This is a genomic window from Pseudomonas sp. TREG-RG-20F-10-E-6-01, assembly GCF_022662455.1.
In the GTDB taxonomy this organism is placed as follows: domain Bacteria; phylum Pseudomonadota; class Gammaproteobacteria; order Pseudomonadales; family Pseudomonadaceae; genus Aquipseudomonas.
Genome location: NZ_JAKNQP010000005.1, coordinates 82,913 through 100,435 on the forward strand (window position 1 = coordinate 82,913; position 17,523 = coordinate 100,435).

Genomic DNA, 17,523 nt, shown 5'->3' on the forward strand with positions numbered 1-17,523 from the left:
CCCCATTCTCCGGAGCCTTACATGTCCCGCGTTACCCTGAGTCGCTATTTGATCGAGCAGACCCGCAGCAACAACACGCCTGCCGATCTGCGCTTCCTTATCGAAGTGGTGGCGCGTGCTTGCAAGGAAATCAGCCACGCCGTGTCCAAAGGCGCACTGGGTGGTGTTCTGGGCAGCATGGGCACTGAAAACGTCCAAGGCGAAGTGCAGAAGAAGCTCGACGTGATCTCCAACGAGATCCTGCTCGAAGCCAACGAATGGGGTGGTCACCTGGCCGGCATGGCGTCCGAAGAAATGGACAATGCCTACCAGATCCCGGGCAAATACCCGAAAGGCGCCTACCTGCTGGTGTTCGATCCACTGGACGGTTCGTCCAACATCGACATCAACGCGCCGGTCGGCACCATCTTCTCGGTACTGCGTTGCCCGAACGAATACCTGAGCCAGAACGAAGCCCTGAACGAAAAGGCCTTCCTGCAGCCAGGCACTGAGCAAGTGGCTGCCGGCTACGCGATCTACGGCCCACAGACCATGCTGGTGCTGACCCTGGGCGACGGCGTCAAAGGCTTCACCCTGGACCGTGAAATGGGCAGCTTCGTGCTGACTCACGAAGACATCACTATTCCTGCCTCTACCCAGGAATTTGCGATCAACATGTCCAACCAGCGCCACTGGGAAGAGCCGGTGACTCGCTACGTCGGCGAGTTGATGGCAGGTGAGGAAGGCCCGTTGAAGAAGAACTTCAACATGCGCTGGGTCGCCGCGATGGTGGCTGACGTGCACCGTATCCTGACCCGTGGTGGCTTGTTCATGTACCCGCGTGACAGCCGCGAGCCGTCCAAGCCTGGCAAGCTGCGTTTGATGTACGAAGCCAACCCGATGTCCTTCCTGGTTGAGCAAGCGGGCGGCGCGTCCACCGACGGCCACCAGCGCATCCTCGACATCCAGCCCGAAGGCCTGCACCAGCGCGTGGCGGTGTTCCTGGGCTCCAAAGAAGAAGTTGAGCGCGTGACCGGTTACCACAAGAAGTAAGACGCGGCGATAACTTATCCGCGATGTTGTGAGGCTGTTCACTGTTGAAAAAGCCCCGAAACGTTTCAGCGTTTTCGGGGCTTTTTTGTTTTTGCTCATCGGGAACCAGACACCTCTTTTCCCTTCTAAGCTTCTGGCAGATACCCAAGCTGCTTCGTCCCTCCAGGAGTTTTTCCATGTCGTTACGCCGTCTCGCCCTGCTGGCTTTTTGCGTGCTATTGGCCGCTTGCAGCAAGGTCAACCAAGAAAATTACGCGAAGTTGTCGGCTGGCATGGCCAAGGCTGAGGTGGAGTCGCTGCTGGGCAAACCGACCGATTGTTCTGGCGCACTGGGCATGTCCAGTTGCACCTGGGGCGATAAAAACAGCTTTATCAGCGTTCAATATGCCGGTGACAAAGTTTTGATGTTTTCCGGGCAAGGCCTGAAGTAAACCGGGGCGCGAGCCTGCGGGAGAAGAAGAATGATGCGTTTTGTTTTTTGCCTTTGTGCCAGCCTGTTTTTGGCAGGCTGCGCCAGCCATTCTGGCGATGATCTGCAACCCAAGACAGCAAGCAACGTCAACCTCAAGCGTTACCAGGGCACCTGGTATGAGTTGGCCCGATTGCCCATGTACTTCCAGCGCAACTGCGCGCAGTCCGAAGCCCGCTACACGCTGCTGCCCGATGGCGACATGTCGGTGTTCAACCGCTGCCTGACGCCTGAATGGAAGTGGGAAGAAGCCAAGGGCACGGCCACGCCGCAAGTGCCGGGCAAGACCGACAAGCTTTGGGTGGAATTCAATAACTGGTTCACGGCGCTGCTGCCGGGCGTCGCCAAGGGCGATTACTGGGTGCTGTATGTCAGCGATGACTACAAGACCGCCATCGTCGGCAGCCCAAGCCGGCGTTACATGTGGATATTGTCACGTACGCCGACGGTGAACGCCGACACCCGCGAAGACCTGCTGAGCAGGGCGCGCCAGCAAGGGTATGACACCACGCGATTGATCTGGCGTACGTCGGACAAGCAGATGGCCAAAACCTCGCAGTAATCTGAGGTCACCCTCAATCTAATGTGGGAGCTGGTTTGCCTGCGATAGCATCACCCCGGTGTAACTGATACACCGAGGTGTCTGCATCGCAGGCAAGCCAGCTCCCACATTTGTTATGGGTCGTTGGTTAGCCGAGCAAGTCCCTCAATACCTGCGTGAATGCCCGGCTGCTTTCTTCTTCACCGGCATGGCGGCCATCGCGCACCACCCACTTGCCGTTGACCAGCACATCGCGCACTTGCCGATCACCGCCGGCGAACAGCCAGCGATTGAGAATCCCGTCCTCGGATGCCGTTGCCAGGTACGGATCGCTGCCGTCCAGCACTATCCAATCCGCGCGTTTACCCACGTCAAACCGACCAATCGGCAGGCCCAGCGCCTGGGCGCCGCCGTCCAGCGCGGCATCAAACAGCGTGCGGCCGACCATCGGTTGATCACTGCGGTACAAGCGGTTGCGCCGTTGATCGCGCAGGCGCTGGCCGTATTCCAGCCAACGTAATTCTTCCACCACACTCAACGACACATGGCTGTCGGAACCGATGCCCATGCGCCCGCCTTGAGCGAGGAAATCGACTGCGGGGAAAATCCCGTCGCCCAGGTTGGCTTCGGTGGTCAGGCACAGACCGGCAATCGCGCGGCTCTTGGCCATGCGCGCCACTTCGTCGGCATCAGCATGCGTGGCGTGCACCAGGCACCAGCGTTCATCCACCTCGACATTGTCATACAGCCATTGCAACGGGCGCTTGCCGCTCCAGGCCAGGCAGTCGTCGACCTCTTTTTGCTGCTCGGCGATGTGGATATGCACCGGGCACGTCTTGTCGCTGGCAGCCAGGACGTCATTGATTTGGTGCGGCGTGACGGCGCGCAAGGAGTGGAAGCACAGGCCCAACTGCTGCGCCGGTTGCGCGGCAAGGATTGGCTTCAAGCGCGCTTGCAGGTCCAGGTAGTTCTCGGTGCTGTTGATAAACCGCCGCTGGCCCTCATTCGGCGCCTGGCCGCCAAACCCGGAATGGCTGTAGAGCACCGGCACCAGCGTCAGGCCAATCCCGCTGCTGGCGGCCGCCTGGCTGATCTGCCGCGACAGCTCCGTGCGGTCGGCATACGGCTGGCCGCTGACGTCGTGATGCACGTAGTGAAATTCGGCCACCGAGGTGTAACCAGCCTTGAGCATCTCGATATACAGCTGGCGCGCGATGATCTGGAGTTGGTCCGGGTTGATCTTGCCGACCATGCGGTACATCAGATCGCGCCAGGTCCAGAAGCTATCATTCGGGTTGCCGGCCACTTCCGCCAGGCCCGCCATGGCGCGCTGGAATGCATGCGAATGCAGGTTCGGCATGCCCGCCAACACCGGGCCTCTGAGCCGTTCGGCGCCGTCTGCACTGGCGTTGGGCTCAACGTGGGTCAGCACGCCATCGGCGCTGACTTCAAAGCGTACATCGTTGGCCCATCCATTAGGCAGCAGCGCGCGTTCGGCAAAGAAAGCGGACATGATCAAGGCACCCCGGTCGTGTGTTTATTTGTATATACATATACAGACGTTTGCCTGCTCGGTAAACTCCGGCAATCTATGCATCTTTTCCCCCTGCAAGGATTCCCTGTGCCGACTCCGCCTGCCAAGTCTTCGCTGGCTGCCCACATGGACGAAAGTCCGGCGCCCTTGTATGCCCGCGTCAAACAGATGATCAGCCAGCAGATCCTCAACGGCAACTGGCCGCCGCATTACCGCGTGCCGTCCGAGAGCGAGCTGGTCAGCCAGCTGGGCTTCAGCCGCATGACCATCAACCGCGCCCTGCGCGAACTCACCGCCGAAGGGTTGCTGGTGCGCATGCAAGGCGTCGGCACGTTTGTCGCCGAACCCAAGAGCCAGTCGGCGCTGTTTGAAGTGCACAACATTGCCGATGAGATCGCCTCACGCGGTCATCGACATACCTGCCAGGTCATCCACTTGTGCGAAGAGGCCGCAGGCTCCGAGCGCGCCGTCGCCCTGGAAATGCGCGAAGGCGGGCGGGTGTTCCACTCGCTGATCGTGCACTTTGAAAACGACATTCCGGTGCAAATCGAAGACCGTTTCGTCAATGCCCTGGTCGCGCCGGATTACTTGCAGCAGGATTTCACCCAGCAAACGCCATATGCCTACCTCAACCAGGTTGCACCGCTGACCGAAGGCGAACACGTGGTTGAAGCGATCCTCGCCGATGCCGAGGAGTGCAAGCTGCTGCAGATCGAGCCGAGCGAGCCGTGCCTGTTGATTCGTCGGCGTACCTGGTCCGGTCGCCAGCCGGTGACCGCCGCGCGTTTGATCCACCCCGGTTCCCGCCATAGCCTGGAAGGACGTTTCAGTAAATGAGTGCAGTGAAAGTCTGGCGCGCCACCGATTACATCCGCATGCCGTGGAAGAACGGCGGCGGCAGCACCGAAGAAATTACCCGTGACGCTGGCACCGGCCTGGATGGCTTCGGCTGGCGCCTGTCGATTGCCGATATCGCCGAGTCGGGTGGGTTTTCCACCTTCGCCGGCTACCAGCGTGTGATCACCGTGATCAAGGGTGCAGGCATGGTCCTGACCGTGGATGGCGAAGAGCAGCGTGGTTTGTTGCCGCTGCAGCCCTTTGCGTTCAGCGGTGAAAGCGAGGTTTCGTGCCGCTTGATCACCGGGCCGATCCGCGATTTCAACCTGATTTATTCGCCGCAGCGTTATCAGGCGCGCTTTCAGTGGATTGATGGCGTGCAGCGGTTTTTCACGACGGCGCAGACGGTACTGGTGTTCAGCGTGGCGGATGAAGTGAAGGTGCTGGACCAGAAGCTGGGGCATCACGATTGTCTGCAGGTGGACGGTAACACTGGCCTGTTGGACCTCTCGGTCAGTGGCCGCTGCTGCATTATCGAACTGACCGCACGCGGTTAAAAAAATGTGGGAGGGGGCTTGCCCCCGATTAAGGTGTATCAGTACCCGATGGGCTGGCTGATACACCGCAATCGGGGGCAAGCCCCCTCCCACATTTGCTTCTGTGGCGCTCACAGAATCTGTTTCCAGTCCCGCACCAATTTGTTACCGAACGCCCCAACGTGGCGCAATGCCGCGTTGCTGTGAACAATCTCCCTCGCAAAAAACCGCCTCTGTAAGAAATTTCACCAAACCTCCAAGCCTTAATTTTCAAGGCTTACACACGCCTTCCAAAAAAATCCCAACAACTCACCCGCAAAGTTGGCCGCTTGATTGCATATGCTTGTATGTACAAGTAAAGATGTGTGCGTAAGACTCTCCTTCGCACCATCAATGTTCGCGCATCGATCGCCGAGGAGTCTGTTGTGACCAAGCCTACAAAGTACCGTGACGTCGAAATCCGTGCCGCTCGCGGTAACAAGCTCACCGCCAAAAGCTGGCTGACTGAAGCGCCGCTGCGCATGCTGATGAACAACCTCGACCCGCAAGTGGCCGAGAACCCGAAAGAATTGGTGGTGTACGGCGGTATCGGCCGTGCAGCGCGCAACTGGGAGTGCTACGACCAGATCGTCGAAAGCCTCACCAACCTGAATGACGACGAGACCCTGCTGGTGCAATCCGGCAAGCCGGTCGGCGTGTTCAAGACCCACAGCAACGCGCCGCGCGTGCTGATCGCCAACTCCAACCTGGTGCCGCACTGGGCCAGCTGGGAGCACTTTAACGAGCTGGATGCCAAGGGCCTGGCCATGTACGGCCAGATGACCGCCGGCAGCTGGATCTACATCGGCAGCCAGGGCATCGTCCAAGGCACTTACGAAACCTTCGTCGAAGCCGGTCGCCAGCATTACAACAGCGACCTGACCGGCCGCTGGGTCCTCACCGCCGGCCTCGGCGGCATGGGCGGCGCGCAGCCGTTGGCGGCAACCCTGGCCGGCGCCTGCTCGCTGAACATCGAGTGCCAGCAGGTCAGCATCGACTTCCGCCTGAGCAGCCGCTATGTCGACGAGCAAGCCACCGACCTCGACGACGCCCTGGCCCGCATCGCCAAATACACCAAGGAAGGCAAGGCCATCTCCATCGCCTTGCTGGGTAACGCGGCGGAAATCCTGCCGGAACTGGTCAAGCGCGGCGTGCGCCCGGACATGGTCACCGACCAGACCAGCGCCCACGACCCGCTCAACGGCTACCTGCCGGCCGGCTGGACCTGGGACGAATACCGCGCTCGCGCCAAGACTGAACCGGCTGCTGTAATCAAGGCCGCCAAGCAGTCGATGGCCGTGCACGTCAAAGCCATGCTCGAGTTCCAGAAGCAAGGCATCCCGACCTTCGACTACGGCAACAACATCCGCCAGATGGCCCAGGAAGAAGGCGTGGAAGATGCCTTCGCCTTCCCAGGTTTCGTGCCGGCCTACATCCGCCCACTGTTCTGCCGTGGCATCGGCCCGTTCCGTTGGGCTGCACTGTCCGGCGACCCGCAGGACATCTACAAGACCGACGCCAAAGTCAAAGAGCTGATCCCCGACGACGCCCACCTGCACAACTGGCTGGACATGGCCCGCGAGCGCATCAGCTTCCAGGGCCTGCCAGCACGGATCTGCTGGGTTGGCCTGGGCCAGCGCGCCAAGCTCGGCCTGGCGTTCAACGAAATGGTGCGCAGCGGCGAGCTGTCCGCGCCGGTAGTAATCGGCCGTGACCACCTCGACTCCGGCTCGGTTGCCAGCCCGAACCGCGAAACCGAAGCCATGCAGGACGGTTCCGACGCCGTGTCCGACTGGCCATTGCTCAACGCCTTGCTCAACACCGCCAGCGGCGCAACCTGGGTGTCGCTGCACCACGGCGGCGGCGTGGGCATGGGCTTCTCGCAGCATTCGGGCATGGTGATCGTCTGCGACGGCACCGACGAAGCGGCTGAGCGCATTGCCCGCGTGCTGCACAACGACCCGGCCACCGGGGTGATGCGTCACGCCGATGCCGGTTACCAGATCGCCATCGACTGCGCCAAGGAACAGGGCCTCAATCTGCCGATGATCAAGTAACGAACGGCCAGGTTCCGGTGGGAGTGGGTTTGTGTGGGAGCTGGCTTGCCTGCGATGCGGGCGACTCGGTCTCTCAGCAGAACCGAGGGGATGCCATCGCAGGCAAGCCAGCTCCCACATTTGCCCTGCTGTTTACACAAAACCTGTTTCACCCGCACCACCGAAAAACAATCCATCAGAGGTTGAACACACATGGCTGCAAATGACGCACGTGCAAGCACCACCCCGTTGATCGAAAGGCGTTCGATCGACTACATCCCGGAAGCGGAAAGACACGGTCGTCTATTGAGTCAGTTCACCCTGTGGCTGGGTGCCAACCTGCAAATCACTGCGATTGTCACCGGGGCCTTAGCCGTGGTGCTGGGCGGTGATGTGTTCTGGTCGTTGATCGGTCTGTTGATCGGTCAACTGCTGGGCGGCGGTGTGATGGCGCTGCATGCGGCACAAGGCCCGCAACTGGGCTTGCCGCAGATGATTTCCAGCCGCGTGCAGTTTGGCGTGTATGGCGCGGTGATCCCGCTGGTGCTGGTGTGCCTGATGTACATCGGTTTTTCGGCCAGCGGTTCGCTGCTGGCGGGGCAGGCGGTGGCGCAGCTGCTGCACGTCGAAGACTGGGTCGGCATCGTGTTGTTCGCCGGGCTGATCATGGTGTTCACCGTCTTCGGGTACCGCGTGATCCATGGTATTGGTCGCGTCGCCAGCGTGCTTGGCGTGGTTGCCTTCATCTACCTGTTCTACAAATTGCTCGCCGGTAACGATGTCGGTGCGCTGCTGGGCAACAAGCATTTTTCGCTGAGCAGTTTTCTGTTGGCGATTTCGTTGTCGGCTTCCTGGCAGATCGCGTTCGGCCCGTATGTGGCGGACTACTCCCGCTACTTGCCGCGCAGCACGCAGGCATCGAAAACCTTCTGGGCGGTTGGCCTGGGTTCGGTGATCGGGGCGCAGGCGTCGATGGTGTTCGGTGTGTTCGCGGCGGCCCTGGCCGGTGCGCAATTCGCCCACCACGAAGTGTCGTTTATCGTCGGCTTGGGCGGCACCGGCATTGTCGCGGCGCTGCTGTATTTCAGCATCGCCTTCGGCAAGGTCACGGTGACCACGCTCAATGCCTACGGCAGCTTCATGTCGATTGCGACCATCATCAGCGGCTTTCGTGGCAGCCGGCACATTTCGAGTGCGGTACGCCTGCTGTACATCTTCCTGATGGTGTCGATTGCCGCCGCGCTGGCGTTGCTGGGCAAGGACTCGTTCCTCAAGGATTTCTCCGCGTTCATCCTGTTTCTGCTGGCGTTTTTCACGCCGTGGAGCGCGATCAACCTGGTGGACTTCTACTGCATCACCAAAGAGCGCTACGACATTCCGGCGCTGTCCAACCCCAATGGTCGCTACGGCCGCTGGAACTGGATGGGCATCAGCATCTACGTGCTGGGCGTGCTGATCCAGATGCCGTTCATCTCCACGCATTTTTACACCGGCCCACTGGTCGCCAGCCTTGGCGACACCGATATCTCCTGGATCATCGGCCTGGTGGTGCCCGCCGCGCTGTATTACTGGGCCGCGAAAAAGTGGCACAGCGCAATTCCTGAACACCTGATCCTGCCGGTAGAGCAGGGCGCTATACCAACGACAAACGGGCTGGCCGCACAAGCCTGATGGGACGTGGACAGGGCAGGATGCCTACTGACTGCCGTAATCCATTTCAAGATTGGGAGCGTCACAACAATGAAAATGAATAAGACCCTGCTGGCCACGCTGCTCTCTGCAGGCTTGCTCGCCTCGGCTGGCGCACAGGCGGCCGGTTGGTGCGAATCCGGCAAGCCTGTGAAGTTCGCAGGCCTGAACTGGGAAAGCGGCATGTTGCTCACCGACATCCTGCAAACCGTGCTGGAAAAAGGCTACGACTGCAAAACCGACAGCCTGCCGGGTAACTCCATCACCATGGAAAACGCCCTGAGCAGCAACGACATCCAAGTGTTTGCCGAAGAGTGGGTCGGCCGCAGCGAAGTCTGGAACAAGGCCGAGAAGGCCGGCAAAGTCGTCGGCGTCGGCGCGCCCGTTGTCGGTGCCGTCGAAGGTTGGTACGTGCCGCGTTACGTGATTGAAGGCGACGCCAAGCGCAAGTTGGAACCCAAGGCGCCGGGCCTGAAAAACATCGCTGACCTGGCCAAATACGCCTCGGTGTTCAAGGACCCGGAAGAACCTTCCAAAGGCCGTTTCTACAACTGCCCGGCCGGCTGGACCTGTGAGCTGGACAACAGCGAAATGCTCAAAAGCTACGGCCTGGAAAGCACCTACACCAACTTCCGCCCAGGCACCGGCCCGGCGCTGGATGCGGCGGTGCTGTCGAGCTACAAGCGTGGCGAGCCGATCCTGTTCTACTACTGGTCGCCGACGCCGCTGATGGGCCAGGTCGACCTGGTCAAGCTGGAAGAAAAGCCCGGTGTGGATAAAAGCGTGAGCATCAAGGTCGGCTTGTCCAAGACCTTCCACGAGCAAGCGCCAGAGCTGGTGGCTGTGCTGGAGAAGGTCAACCTGCCTATCGATTTGCTCAACCAGAACCTGGGCCGCATGGCCAAAGAGCGAATTGAGTCGCCAAAACTGGCGAAAATTTTCCTCAAGGAACATCCTGAAGTCTGGCACGCATGGGTGAGCGACGACGCAGCCAAGAAAATCGACGCGGCCTTGTAGGTCAAGCGTGTCCGACTACCCTGAGGGGCTCGTCGGACACCCGGCCACAACCCACTGGATCGAGAGCACGCTATGTTTCCTGAGAGTTTTACGTTTTCCATCGCCGACTGGGTCAACGGTTGGGTGGACTCACTGGTCACCAACTATGGCGATGTGTTCCGGCACATCTCTGACACCCTGCTGTGGGCCATCGTCAACCTGGAAGGGTTGCTGCGCGCGGCGCCCTGGTGGCTGATGCTGGTCATCGTTGGCGGCATCGCCTGGCATGCCACCCGCAAGGTGGTGACCACGGCGGTGATCGTCGGCCTGCTGTTCCTGGTGGGCGCGGTTGGCCTGTGGGACAAGCTGATGCAGACGCTGGCGCTGATGATGGTCGCCACGGTGATCTCGGTGCTGATCGGCATTCCGCTGGGCATCTTGTCGGCGCGCAGTAATCGCCTGCGCTCGGTGCTGATGCCGCTGCTGGACATCATGCAAACCATGCCGAGCTTCGTGTACCTGATTCCGGTGCTGATGCTGTTCGGCCTGGGCAAGGTGCCGGCGATTTTCGCCACGGTGATCTACGCCGCGCCGCCGCTGATTCGCCTGACCGACCTGGGCATTCGCCAAGTCGACGGCGAAGTCATGGAAGCCATCAACGCCTTCGGTGCCAACCGCTGGCAGCAACTGTTCGGCGTGCAACTGCCGCTGGCGCTGCCAAGCATCATGGCCGGTATCAACCAGACCACCATGATGGCGTTATCGATGGTGGTTATCGCCTCGATGATCGGCGCGCGTGGCTTGGGTGAAGACGTGCTCGTCGGCATCCAGACCCTCAACGTCGGCCGTGGCCTCGAAGCCGGGCTGGCGATTGTGATTCTCGCAGTGGTCATCGACCGCATTACCCAGGCCTATGGTCGTCCACGGCATGAGGCGAGCAAATGACTACTGTCAGCAAAATTGAAGTTAAAAACGTCTTCAAGATTTTCGGCAACCGTTCCAAGGACGCCCTGGCCATGGTTGGCCAAGGCAAGACCAAGGATCAGGTGCTGGCCGAGACCGGTTGCGTGGTCGGCGTCAACGACTTGTCCCTGAGCATCGGCACCGGCGAGATCTTCGTGATCATGGGCCTGTCGGGCTCGGGCAAGTCCACGCTGGTGCGCCACTTCAACCGCCTGATCGACCCTACCAGCGGCGCGATCTTGGTGGACGGCGAAGACATCCTGCAACTGGACATGGAAGCCCTGCGCCAATTCCGTCGGCACAAGATCAGCATGGTGTTCCAGAGCTTCGGCCTGCTGCCCCACAAGAGCGTGCTCGACAACGTCGCCTACGGCCTGAAAGTGCGTGGCGAAACCAAGCAGGTGTGCGCCGAACGCGCGCTGCACTGGATCGAAACCGTGGGCCTCAAAGGCTACGAAAACAAATACCCGCACCAGCTGTCCGGCGGCATGCGCCAGCGTGTGGGCCTGGCCCGCGCCTTGGCAGCCGACACCGACATCATCCTGATGGACGAAGCCTTCAGCGCCCTCGACCCGCTGATCCGCGCCGAGATGCAGGACCAGTTGCTGGAGCTGCAAAAGACCCTACACAAAACCATCGTGTTCATCACCCACGACCTCGACGAAGCCGTGCGCATCGGCAACCGCATCGCGATCCTCAAGGACGGCAAGCTGATCCAGGTTGGCACGCCGCGCGAGATTCTGCATTCGCCGGCGGATGAGTATGTGGACCGGTTTGTTCAGCGGCGGGCGGCGGTGGTCTGAGCCCGATTGTGTGGTGAGGCTGCGGGCCCTATCGGGGGCAAGCCGCCTCCCACAGGTTGAACTGTGAACACCTTCAAAGGTGGAAGGGGGCTTGCCCCCGAAGAGGCCGGTAAGGCTGCACAAGAATTGAAGAAGGTATGAAGATGTCCCAGGCAGCAAAAATCATCATCGCCGACGCCCCCCTGCGTTGGCAGGACGTGGTCGCCGTCGCCCGCTTTGGTGCGCAGCTCGAACTCTCGGGCCACGCCTGGGCGCGCATCGACAATGCCCAGGCCATCGTGCAGCGCATCGTCACCAGCGGCGAGCGCGCCTATGGCGTGAACACCGGCCTGGGCGCGCTGTGCAATGTGTCGCTCAAGGGCGAGCAACTCAGCCAGCTGTCGCGCAATACCTTGCTGAGCCACGCCTGCGGCGTCGGCCCGGTGCTGAGTGACGAGCAAACCCGCGCGATTATTTGCGCGGCAATTATCAACTACAGCCACGGCAAATCCGGCCTGCACCCACAGGTGGTGCATTCGCTGCTGGCGCTGCTCAACCACGGCATCACGCCGCAAGTGCCGTCCCAGGGTTCGGTGGGTTACTTGACTCACATGGCCCACGTCGGCGTGGCGTTGCTCGGTGTCGGCACGGTGAGCTATCGCGGTCAGATCGTGACAGCGCAAGAAGCATTACACGCAGAAGGTTTGCAGCCGGTGGTACTCGGCGCCAAAGACGGCCTGTGCCTGGTCAACGGCACGCCGTGCATGACCGGCCTGAGCTGCCTGGCCCTGGCCGACGCACATCATTTGCTGCAATGGGCCGACGTGATCGGCGCCATGAGTTTCGAGGCCCAGCGCGGCCAGATCGACGCTTTTGATGAAGCCATCATCGCCCTCAAGCCGCACCCGGGCATGCAGCAAGTCGGCATCAACCTGCGCGCCTTGCTCGATGGCAGTGAAGTGATCGCCAGCAGCCAGGGCATTCGTACCCAGGACGCCTTGAGCATCCGCTCGATCCCGCAAATCCACGGCGCCGCGCGCGACCAGGTTGAACACGCCACGCGCCAGATCGAGACCGAACTCAACAGCGCCACCGACAACCCGCTGGTGCTCGGCACGCCAGACGCCTACCGCGTAGTGTCCCAGGCCAACCCGCACGGGCAGTCCGTGGCCTTGGCGGCCGACATGCTCGCCATCGCCATGGCCGAAATCGGCTCGGTGGCCGAGCGCCGCCTGGACCGCCTGATCAACCCGCACGTCAGCGGCTTGCCGGCGTTCCTGGTCAGCAACCCAGGCGTCAACTCCGGGATGATGATCGTGCAATACGTCGCCGCCTCGCTGTGCGGGCAAAACCGCCAGCTGGCGCAACCGGCGGTGCTCGACAACTTCGTCACCTCCGGCCTGCAGGAAGACCACCTGAGCATGGGCACCAACGCCGCGCTCAAGCTGCACCAGTTGCTGGCCAACGTCACCCAGATTCTCGCCATCGAGTACCTGCTGGCGGCCCAGGCTTTCGAGTTTCTCAAGGACCAGCGTTTCGGCGCGGGCACCGACAGCGCCTGGCGTCTGCTACGTGAAAAAGTCCCACCTTACGAGCAAGACCGCTGGCTGGCGCCGGACATCGCCAGCGCCGCCGCGTTGCTCAAGGACACCGCTTTGCTGCACCACGTATTACCCCATTTGCACTGATTACTTATTCAAAAATTTCAGAAGAACAATTCAAAGGAGCATGAATGTGACTGCGCTAAATCTGATTCCAGGCCAACTGAGTCTTGCCCAACTGCGGGCCATCTACCAGCAGCCGGTAACCCTCAGTCTGGATGACAGCGCCACGGCGCAGATCGAAGCCAGTGTTGCCTGCGTGGAGCAGATTCTCACCGAGAATCGCACCGCCTATGGCATCAACACCGGTTTCGGCCTGCTGGCCTCGACCCGCATCGCCAGCGAAGACCTGGAAAACCTCCAGCGTTCGCTGGTGCTGTCCCACGCCGCCGGCGTTGGTGAGCCGATCAGCGACGCGCTGGTGCGGCTGGTCATGGTGCTCAAGGTCAACAGCCTGAGCCGTGGTTTCTCCGGGATTCGCCGCCAGGTGATCGACGCGCTGATCGCACTGATCAACGCCGAGGTGTACCCGCACATCCCACTCAAAGGTTCGGTTGGCGCTTCGGGCGACCTGGCGCCGTTGGCGCACATGTCGCTGGTGCTGCTGGGCGAAGGCAAGGCGCGCTACAAAGGCGAATGGCTGGAAGCCACCGAGGCACTGAAAGTCGTAGGCTTAACGCCGCTGACCCTTGCCGCGAAAGAAGGCTTGGCCCTGCTCAACGGCACCCAGGTGTCCACCGCCTATGCGCTGCGCGGCCTGTTCGAGGGCGAAGACTTGTTCGCCGCTGCACTGGCGTGCGGCGGGCTGACCGTGGAAGCCGTGCTCGGCTCGCGCTCGCCGTTCGACGCGCGTATTCACGCCGCACGTGGCCAGCGTGGGCAGATCGATTCGGCTGCGGCCTATCGCGACCTGCTCGGCAAAAGCAGCCAGGTCTCCCAGTCGCACCAGAACTGCGACAAGGTGCAAGACCCGTACTCCCTGCGCTGCCAGCCACAAGTCATGGGCGCCTGCCTGACCCAGTTCCGCCAGGCCGCCGACGTGCTGGTGGTAGAAGCTAACGCCGTGTCGGATAACCCGCTGGTGTTTGCTGCCGAAGGTGACGTGATTTCCGGCGGCAACTTCCACGCCGAACCGGTGGCCATGGCGGCTGACAACATGGCGTTGGCCATCGCCGAAATCGGCTCCCTGAGCGAGCGCCGTATCTCGTTGATGATGGACAAACACATGTCGCAATTGCCGCCGTTCCTGGTGGGCAATGGCGGGGTCAACTCCGGCTTCATGATCGCCCAGGTGACTGCTGCTGCACTCGCCAGCGAGAACAAGGCGCTGTCCCATCCGCACAGCGTGGATAGCCTGCCGACTTCGGCGAACCAGGAAGACCACGTGTCCATGGCCCCGGCTGCGGGCAAACGCCTGTGGGAAATGGCCGAGAACACCCGTGGCATCCTGGCGGTGGAATGGCTGGCCGCGTGCCAGGGCCTGGACCTGCGCGACGGTTTGAAAACCTCGCCGAAGCTGGAAAAAGCCCGTGGCATCCTGCGCGCCAAGGTCGGCTTCTACGACAAGGACCGCTTCTTCGCCCCGGACATCAATGCCGCCAGCGAACTGCTCGCCAGCCGCTGCCTGAATGAGCTGGTGCCGGCCAAGTTGCTGCCGAGCCTCTAAGCTCGCCGCTGTCCAACTGTGGGAGCTGGCTTGCCTGCGATAGCTATCTGTCAGTTGAAACATGTGTGACTGACATACCGCCATCGCAGGCAAGCCAGCGCCCACAGGTTGAGCATTCGCCGATTTGAATTTTCTCGGGATAACAATAACTAGGGAAGAGAAATGCACCAGCAAGAAAAGGGTTTGAAACGCGGGCTGAACGCCCGACATATTCGCTTCATGGCACTCGGTTCCGCGATCGGCACCGGGCTGTTCTATGGCTCTGCCTCCGCCATTCAGATGGCCGGCCCCGCCGTGCTGCTCGCCTACCTGATCGGCGGCGCCGCCGTATTCATGGTGATGCGCGCCCTCGGCGAGATGGCTGTGCACAATCCGGTTTCCGGCTCCTTCGGCCAGTACGCCAGCACCTACCTGGGCCCAATGGCCGGGTTTATCCTCGGCTGGACCTATGCGTTTGAAATGATCATCGTCTGCCTCGCCGACGTCACCGCGTTCGGCATCTACATGGGCTTCTGGTTTCCCGAGGTCGCGCGCTGGGTGTGGGTGCTCGGCATTGTGTTTTTGATCGGCGGCCTGAACCTGTGCAACGTCAAAGTGTTTGGCGAGATGGAGTTCTGGCTGTCGCTGCTCAAGGTCGGCGCCATTGTGGCGATGATCCTCGGCGGTTTCGGCATCATGCTGTTCGGCATTCATTCGGCCGGCGACACCCAGGCCAGCGGCATCAGCAACCTGTGGGCCCATGGCGGCTTAATGCCCAACGGCGTTGGCGGCCTGATTGCTTCGTTCGCGGTGGTGATGTTTGCGTTCGGCGGCATCGAAATCATCGGCATCACCGCCGGTGAAGCCAAGGACCCGCAACGTGTGATCCCCAAGGCGATCAACGCAGTGCCACTGCGCATCCTGCTGTTCTACGTGCTGACGCTGTTCGTGTTGATGGCGATCTACCCGTGGCCGCAGATCGGCAGCCAGGGCAGCCCGTTCGTGCAGATCTTCAGCAACCTGGGCATCGGCTCGGCGGCGACCATCCTTAACATCGTGGTGATCTCGGCGGCCGTCTCGGCCATCAACAGCGACATCTTTGGCGCCGGCCGCATGATGTACGGCCTGGCCCAGCAAGGGCAGGCGCCCAAGGGCTTTGCGCAGCTGTCCAAACAGGGCGTGCCATGGATGACCGTGGTGGTGATGGGCGCGGCGTTGCTCGGCGGCGTGGTGCTCAATTACCTGATCCCGGAGAACGTGTTCCTGGTGATCGCCTCGATTGCCACCTTCGCCACTGTGTGGGTGTGGCTGATGATTCTGTTCACTCAGGTCGCAATGCGCCGCTCGATGACCAGGGAGCAGGTCGCCGCGCTGAAATTCCCGGTGCCGTTCTGGCCCTATGCGCCCGCAGCGGCCATCGTGTTCATGCTGTTCGTGTTTGGCGTGCTGGGTTACTTCCCGGACACCCAGGCCGCTTTGCTGGTCGGCGCCGTGTGGATTGTGCTGCTCGTCGTCGCTTACCTGCTGTGGGTCAAACCCGCTGCCGGGCAAGCGGCCAAGGTTCATTACGACCCGGCTTTGTCTCATCGTTAACTTAGGGAGGCGTTGATGAAAACGCTTTGGCAACACTGCCACGTCGCAACCATGGCAGACGGCAAATACTCGATCATCGAGGATGCCGCCATGGTCACTGCCAATTCGCTCATCGAGTGGATTGGCCCCCGCAGCCAGGCGCCGACGGCGGATTACGCCCAGGTGCATGACCTGCAAGGCGCGTGGGTCACCCCCGGGCTGATCGACTGCCACACCCACACGGTGTTCGGCGGCAATCGCAGCGGCGAATTCGAGCAGCGCCTTGAAGGCGTGAGCTACGCCGACATCGCGGCCAAGGGTGGCGGTATTGCCAGCACCGTGCGCGCCACCCGCGCGGCCACTGAAGATGAGCTGTTTGCCAGCGCGCACAAGCGCCTGCGCAGTTTGCTGCGTGACGGCGTGACCACGGTGGAGATCAAGTCCGGCTACGGCCTGGACCTGGCCAGCGAGCGCAAACTGCTGCGGGTCATCCGTCGCCTCGGCGAAGCGCTGCCGGTCAGCGTGCGCGCCACGTGCCTGGCAGCGCACGCATTGCCGCCGGAGTACAAGGACCGCGCCGACGATTACATCGACCACATCTGCCACGAGATGCTGCCGGCCCTGGCAGCCGAAGGGCTGGTGGACGCGGTGGACGCCTTCTGCGAATACCTGGCGTTTTCTCCTGAACAGGTTGAGCGCGTGTTCAAGGTCGCCCAGCAACTTGGCCTGCCGGTGAAGCTGCACGCCGAGCAACTCTCTTCGTTGCATGGCTCAAGCCTGGCCGCGCGTTACCACGCGCTGTCGGCGGACCATCTGGAATTCATGACCGAAGACGACGCCATCGCCATGGCCGCGTCGGGCACCGTCGCCGTGTTGCTGCCGGGCGCGTTCTACTTCCTGCGTGAAACCCAGCTGCCGCCGATGGATGCGCTGCGCAAGCACGGCGTGAAGATTGCCATCGCCAGCGACCTCAACCCCGGCACCTCGCCGGCGCTGTCGGTGCGCCTGATGCTGAACATGGCCTGCACGCTGTTCCGCATGACCCCGGAAGAAGCCCTGGCCGGCGCCACGCAACACGCGGCTACCGCGCTGGGCATGGGCGACACCCACGGCTCGCTGGAAGTGGGCAAGGTCGCCGACTTTGTCGCCTGGCAGATTGATCGCCCCGCCGACCTGGCCTACTGGCTGGGCGGCGAGCTGGATAAACGCGTCGTGCGCCACGGCGTCGATGTCACTGTTTAAGGAGCACTG

15 protein-coding genes are annotated in these 17,523 nt (G+C 61.6%); 14 read left to right on the top strand and 1 reads right to left on the bottom strand.

Annotation, left to right across the window (positions count from 1 at the left end; all coding sequences use genetic code 11):
• Window positions 1–21 precede the first annotated feature (21 nt).
• The 3 genes from L8K08_RS16590 to L8K08_RS16600 all read left to right on the top strand — a co-directional run bounded on the left by L8K08_RS16590 (window position 22) and on the right by L8K08_RS16600 (window position 2,063).
• Window positions 22–1,032 carry a class 1 fructose-bisphosphatase gene (locus L8K08_RS16590; RefSeq protein ID WP_053253909.1) on the top strand — a complete coding sequence of 337 codons (1,011 nt, stop codon included), beginning with the start codon at window positions 22–24 and terminating at the stop codon, window positions 1,030–1,032.
• Window positions 1,033–1,208: 176 nt separating this feature from the next.
• Window positions 1,209–1,463 (top strand): hypothetical protein, encoded by a 255-nt coding sequence (locus tag L8K08_RS16595; protein ID WP_017849914.1) that lies wholly within the window; start codon window positions 1,209–1,211, stop codon window positions 1,461–1,463.
• A 30-nt stretch (window positions 1,464–1,493) separates the two neighbouring features.
• Window positions 1,494–2,063: a lipocalin family protein gene (locus L8K08_RS16600; protein ID WP_145159912.1), complete on the top strand. Its 570-nt coding sequence runs from the start codon at window positions 1,494–1,496 to the stop codon at window positions 2,061–2,063.
• A 127-nt stretch (window positions 2,064–2,190) separates the two neighbouring features.
• Here the strand turns inward: L8K08_RS16600 and L8K08_RS16605 are convergent, their stop codons facing one another.
• Window positions 2,191–3,555, bottom strand: a complete 1,365-nt coding sequence (locus L8K08_RS16605; protein ID WP_242198752.1) for a formimidoylglutamate deiminase — start codon at window positions 3,553–3,555, stop codon at window positions 2,191–2,193.
• A gap of 78 nt (window positions 3,556–3,633) precedes the next feature.
• On the opposite strand from L8K08_RS16605, the gene hutC reads away from it, so the two are divergent.
• From hutC to hutI, 11 genes are all read left to right on the top strand, one after another.
• Window positions 3,634–4,413 carry a histidine utilization repressor gene (hutC, locus tag L8K08_RS16610; protein ID WP_169875674.1) on the top strand — a complete coding sequence of 260 codons (780 nt, stop codon included), beginning with the start codon at window positions 3,634–3,636 and terminating at the stop codon, window positions 4,411–4,413.
• Window positions 4,410–4,970 carry a HutD family protein gene (locus L8K08_RS16615; RefSeq protein WP_145159916.1) on the top strand — a complete coding sequence of 187 codons (561 nt, stop codon included), beginning with the start codon at window positions 4,410–4,412 and terminating at the stop codon, window positions 4,968–4,970. The genes hutC and L8K08_RS16615 overlap by 4 nt, the downstream gene beginning before the upstream one ends.
• A gap of 404 nt (window positions 4,971–5,374) precedes the next feature.
• Entirely contained in the window at window positions 5,375–7,045 is a 1,671-nt protein-coding gene (gene hutU, locus L8K08_RS16620) for a urocanate hydratase (protein WP_094949334.1), read from the top strand.
• Between the two features lie 192 nt (window positions 7,046–7,237).
• Complete coding sequence (locus tag L8K08_RS16625) at window positions 7,238–8,695, top strand: cytosine permease (RefSeq protein ID WP_145159918.1); 1,458 nt, start codon at window positions 7,238–7,240, stop codon at window positions 8,693–8,695.
• Window positions 8,696–8,764: 69 nt separating this feature from the next.
• Complete coding sequence (locus L8K08_RS16630; protein ID WP_242198755.1) at window positions 8,765–9,730, top strand: ABC transporter substrate-binding protein; 966 nt, start codon at window positions 8,765–8,767, stop codon at window positions 9,728–9,730.
• Window positions 9,731–9,802: 72 nt separating this feature from the next.
• A complete protein-coding gene (locus L8K08_RS16635) occupies window positions 9,803–10,654 on the top strand; it encodes a proline/glycine betaine ABC transporter permease (protein ID WP_145159921.1) in 852 nt (283 codons plus the stop codon).
• Window positions 10,651–11,475 carry a glycine betaine/L-proline ABC transporter ATP-binding protein gene (locus tag L8K08_RS16640; RefSeq protein ID WP_106577492.1) on the top strand — a complete coding sequence of 275 codons (825 nt, stop codon included), beginning with the start codon at window positions 10,651–10,653 and terminating at the stop codon, window positions 11,473–11,475. The genes L8K08_RS16635 and L8K08_RS16640 overlap by 4 nt, the downstream gene beginning before the upstream one ends.
• Window positions 11,476–11,618: 143 nt before the next feature.
• Window positions 11,619–13,142 carry a histidine ammonia-lyase gene (gene hutH / locus L8K08_RS16645; protein WP_242199124.1) on the top strand — a complete coding sequence of 508 codons (1,524 nt, stop codon included), beginning with the start codon at window positions 11,619–11,621 and terminating at the stop codon, window positions 13,140–13,142.
• A gap of 40 nt (window positions 13,143–13,182) precedes the next feature.
• Window positions 13,183–14,721: a histidine ammonia-lyase gene (gene hutH / locus L8K08_RS16650; protein ID WP_242198757.1), complete on the top strand. Its 1,539-nt coding sequence runs from the start codon at window positions 13,183–13,185 to the stop codon at window positions 14,719–14,721.
• A gap of 162 nt (window positions 14,722–14,883) precedes the next feature.
• On the top strand, window positions 14,884–16,293 hold the full coding sequence (locus L8K08_RS16655; RefSeq protein WP_242198759.1) for an amino acid permease: 1,410 nt from the start codon (window positions 14,884–14,886) through the stop codon (window positions 16,291–16,293).
• Between the two features lie 15 nt (window positions 16,294–16,308).
• Window positions 16,309–17,514 (top strand): imidazolonepropionase, encoded by a 1,206-nt coding sequence (gene hutI / locus L8K08_RS16660; protein ID WP_145159929.1) that lies wholly within the window; start codon window positions 16,309–16,311, stop codon window positions 17,512–17,514.
• The last annotated feature ends 9 nt before the right edge of the window (window positions 17,515–17,523 follow it).

Coding starts and splice junctions, on each gene's coding strand:
- hutC (WP_169875674.1), top strand. CDS start 3,634: ATGCATCTTTTCCCCCTGCAAGGATTCCCTGTGCCGACTCCGCCTGCC.
- L8K08_RS16595 (WP_017849914.1), top strand. CDS start 1,209: ATGTCGTTACGCCGTCTCGCCCTGCTGGCTTTTTGCGTGCTATTGGCC.
- L8K08_RS16600 (WP_145159912.1), top strand. CDS start 1,494: ATGATGCGTTTTGTTTTTTGCCTTTGTGCCAGCCTGTTTTTGGCAGGC.
- hutI (WP_145159929.1), top strand. CDS start 16,309: ATGAAAACGCTTTGGCAACACTGCCACGTCGCAACCATGGCAGACGGC.
- hutH (WP_242198757.1), top strand. CDS start 13,183: ATGAATGTGACTGCGCTAAATCTGATTCCAGGCCAACTGAGTCTTGCC.
- L8K08_RS16635 (WP_145159921.1), top strand. CDS start 9,803: ATGTTTCCTGAGAGTTTTACGTTTTCCATCGCCGACTGGGTCAACGGT.
- L8K08_RS16640 (WP_106577492.1), top strand. CDS start 10,651: ATGACTACTGTCAGCAAAATTGAAGTTAAAAACGTCTTCAAGATTTTC.
- L8K08_RS16625 (WP_145159918.1), top strand. CDS start 7,238: ATGGCTGCAAATGACGCACGTGCAAGCACCACCCCGTTGATCGAAAGG.
- L8K08_RS16615 (WP_145159916.1), top strand. CDS start 4,410: ATGAGTGCAGTGAAAGTCTGGCGCGCCACCGATTACATCCGCATGCCG.
- L8K08_RS16655 (WP_242198759.1), top strand. CDS start 14,884: ATGCACCAGCAAGAAAAGGGTTTGAAACGCGGGCTGAACGCCCGACAT.
- L8K08_RS16605 (WP_242198752.1), bottom strand. CDS start 3,555: ATGTCCGCTTTCTTTGCCGAACGCGCGCTGCTGCCTAATGGATGGGCC.
- L8K08_RS16590 (WP_053253909.1), top strand. CDS start 22: ATGTCCCGCGTTACCCTGAGTCGCTATTTGATCGAGCAGACCCGCAGC.
- L8K08_RS16630 (WP_242198755.1), top strand. CDS start 8,765: ATGAAAATGAATAAGACCCTGCTGGCCACGCTGCTCTCTGCAGGCTTG.
- hutH (WP_242199124.1), top strand. CDS start 11,619: ATGTCCCAGGCAGCAAAAATCATCATCGCCGACGCCCCCCTGCGTTGG.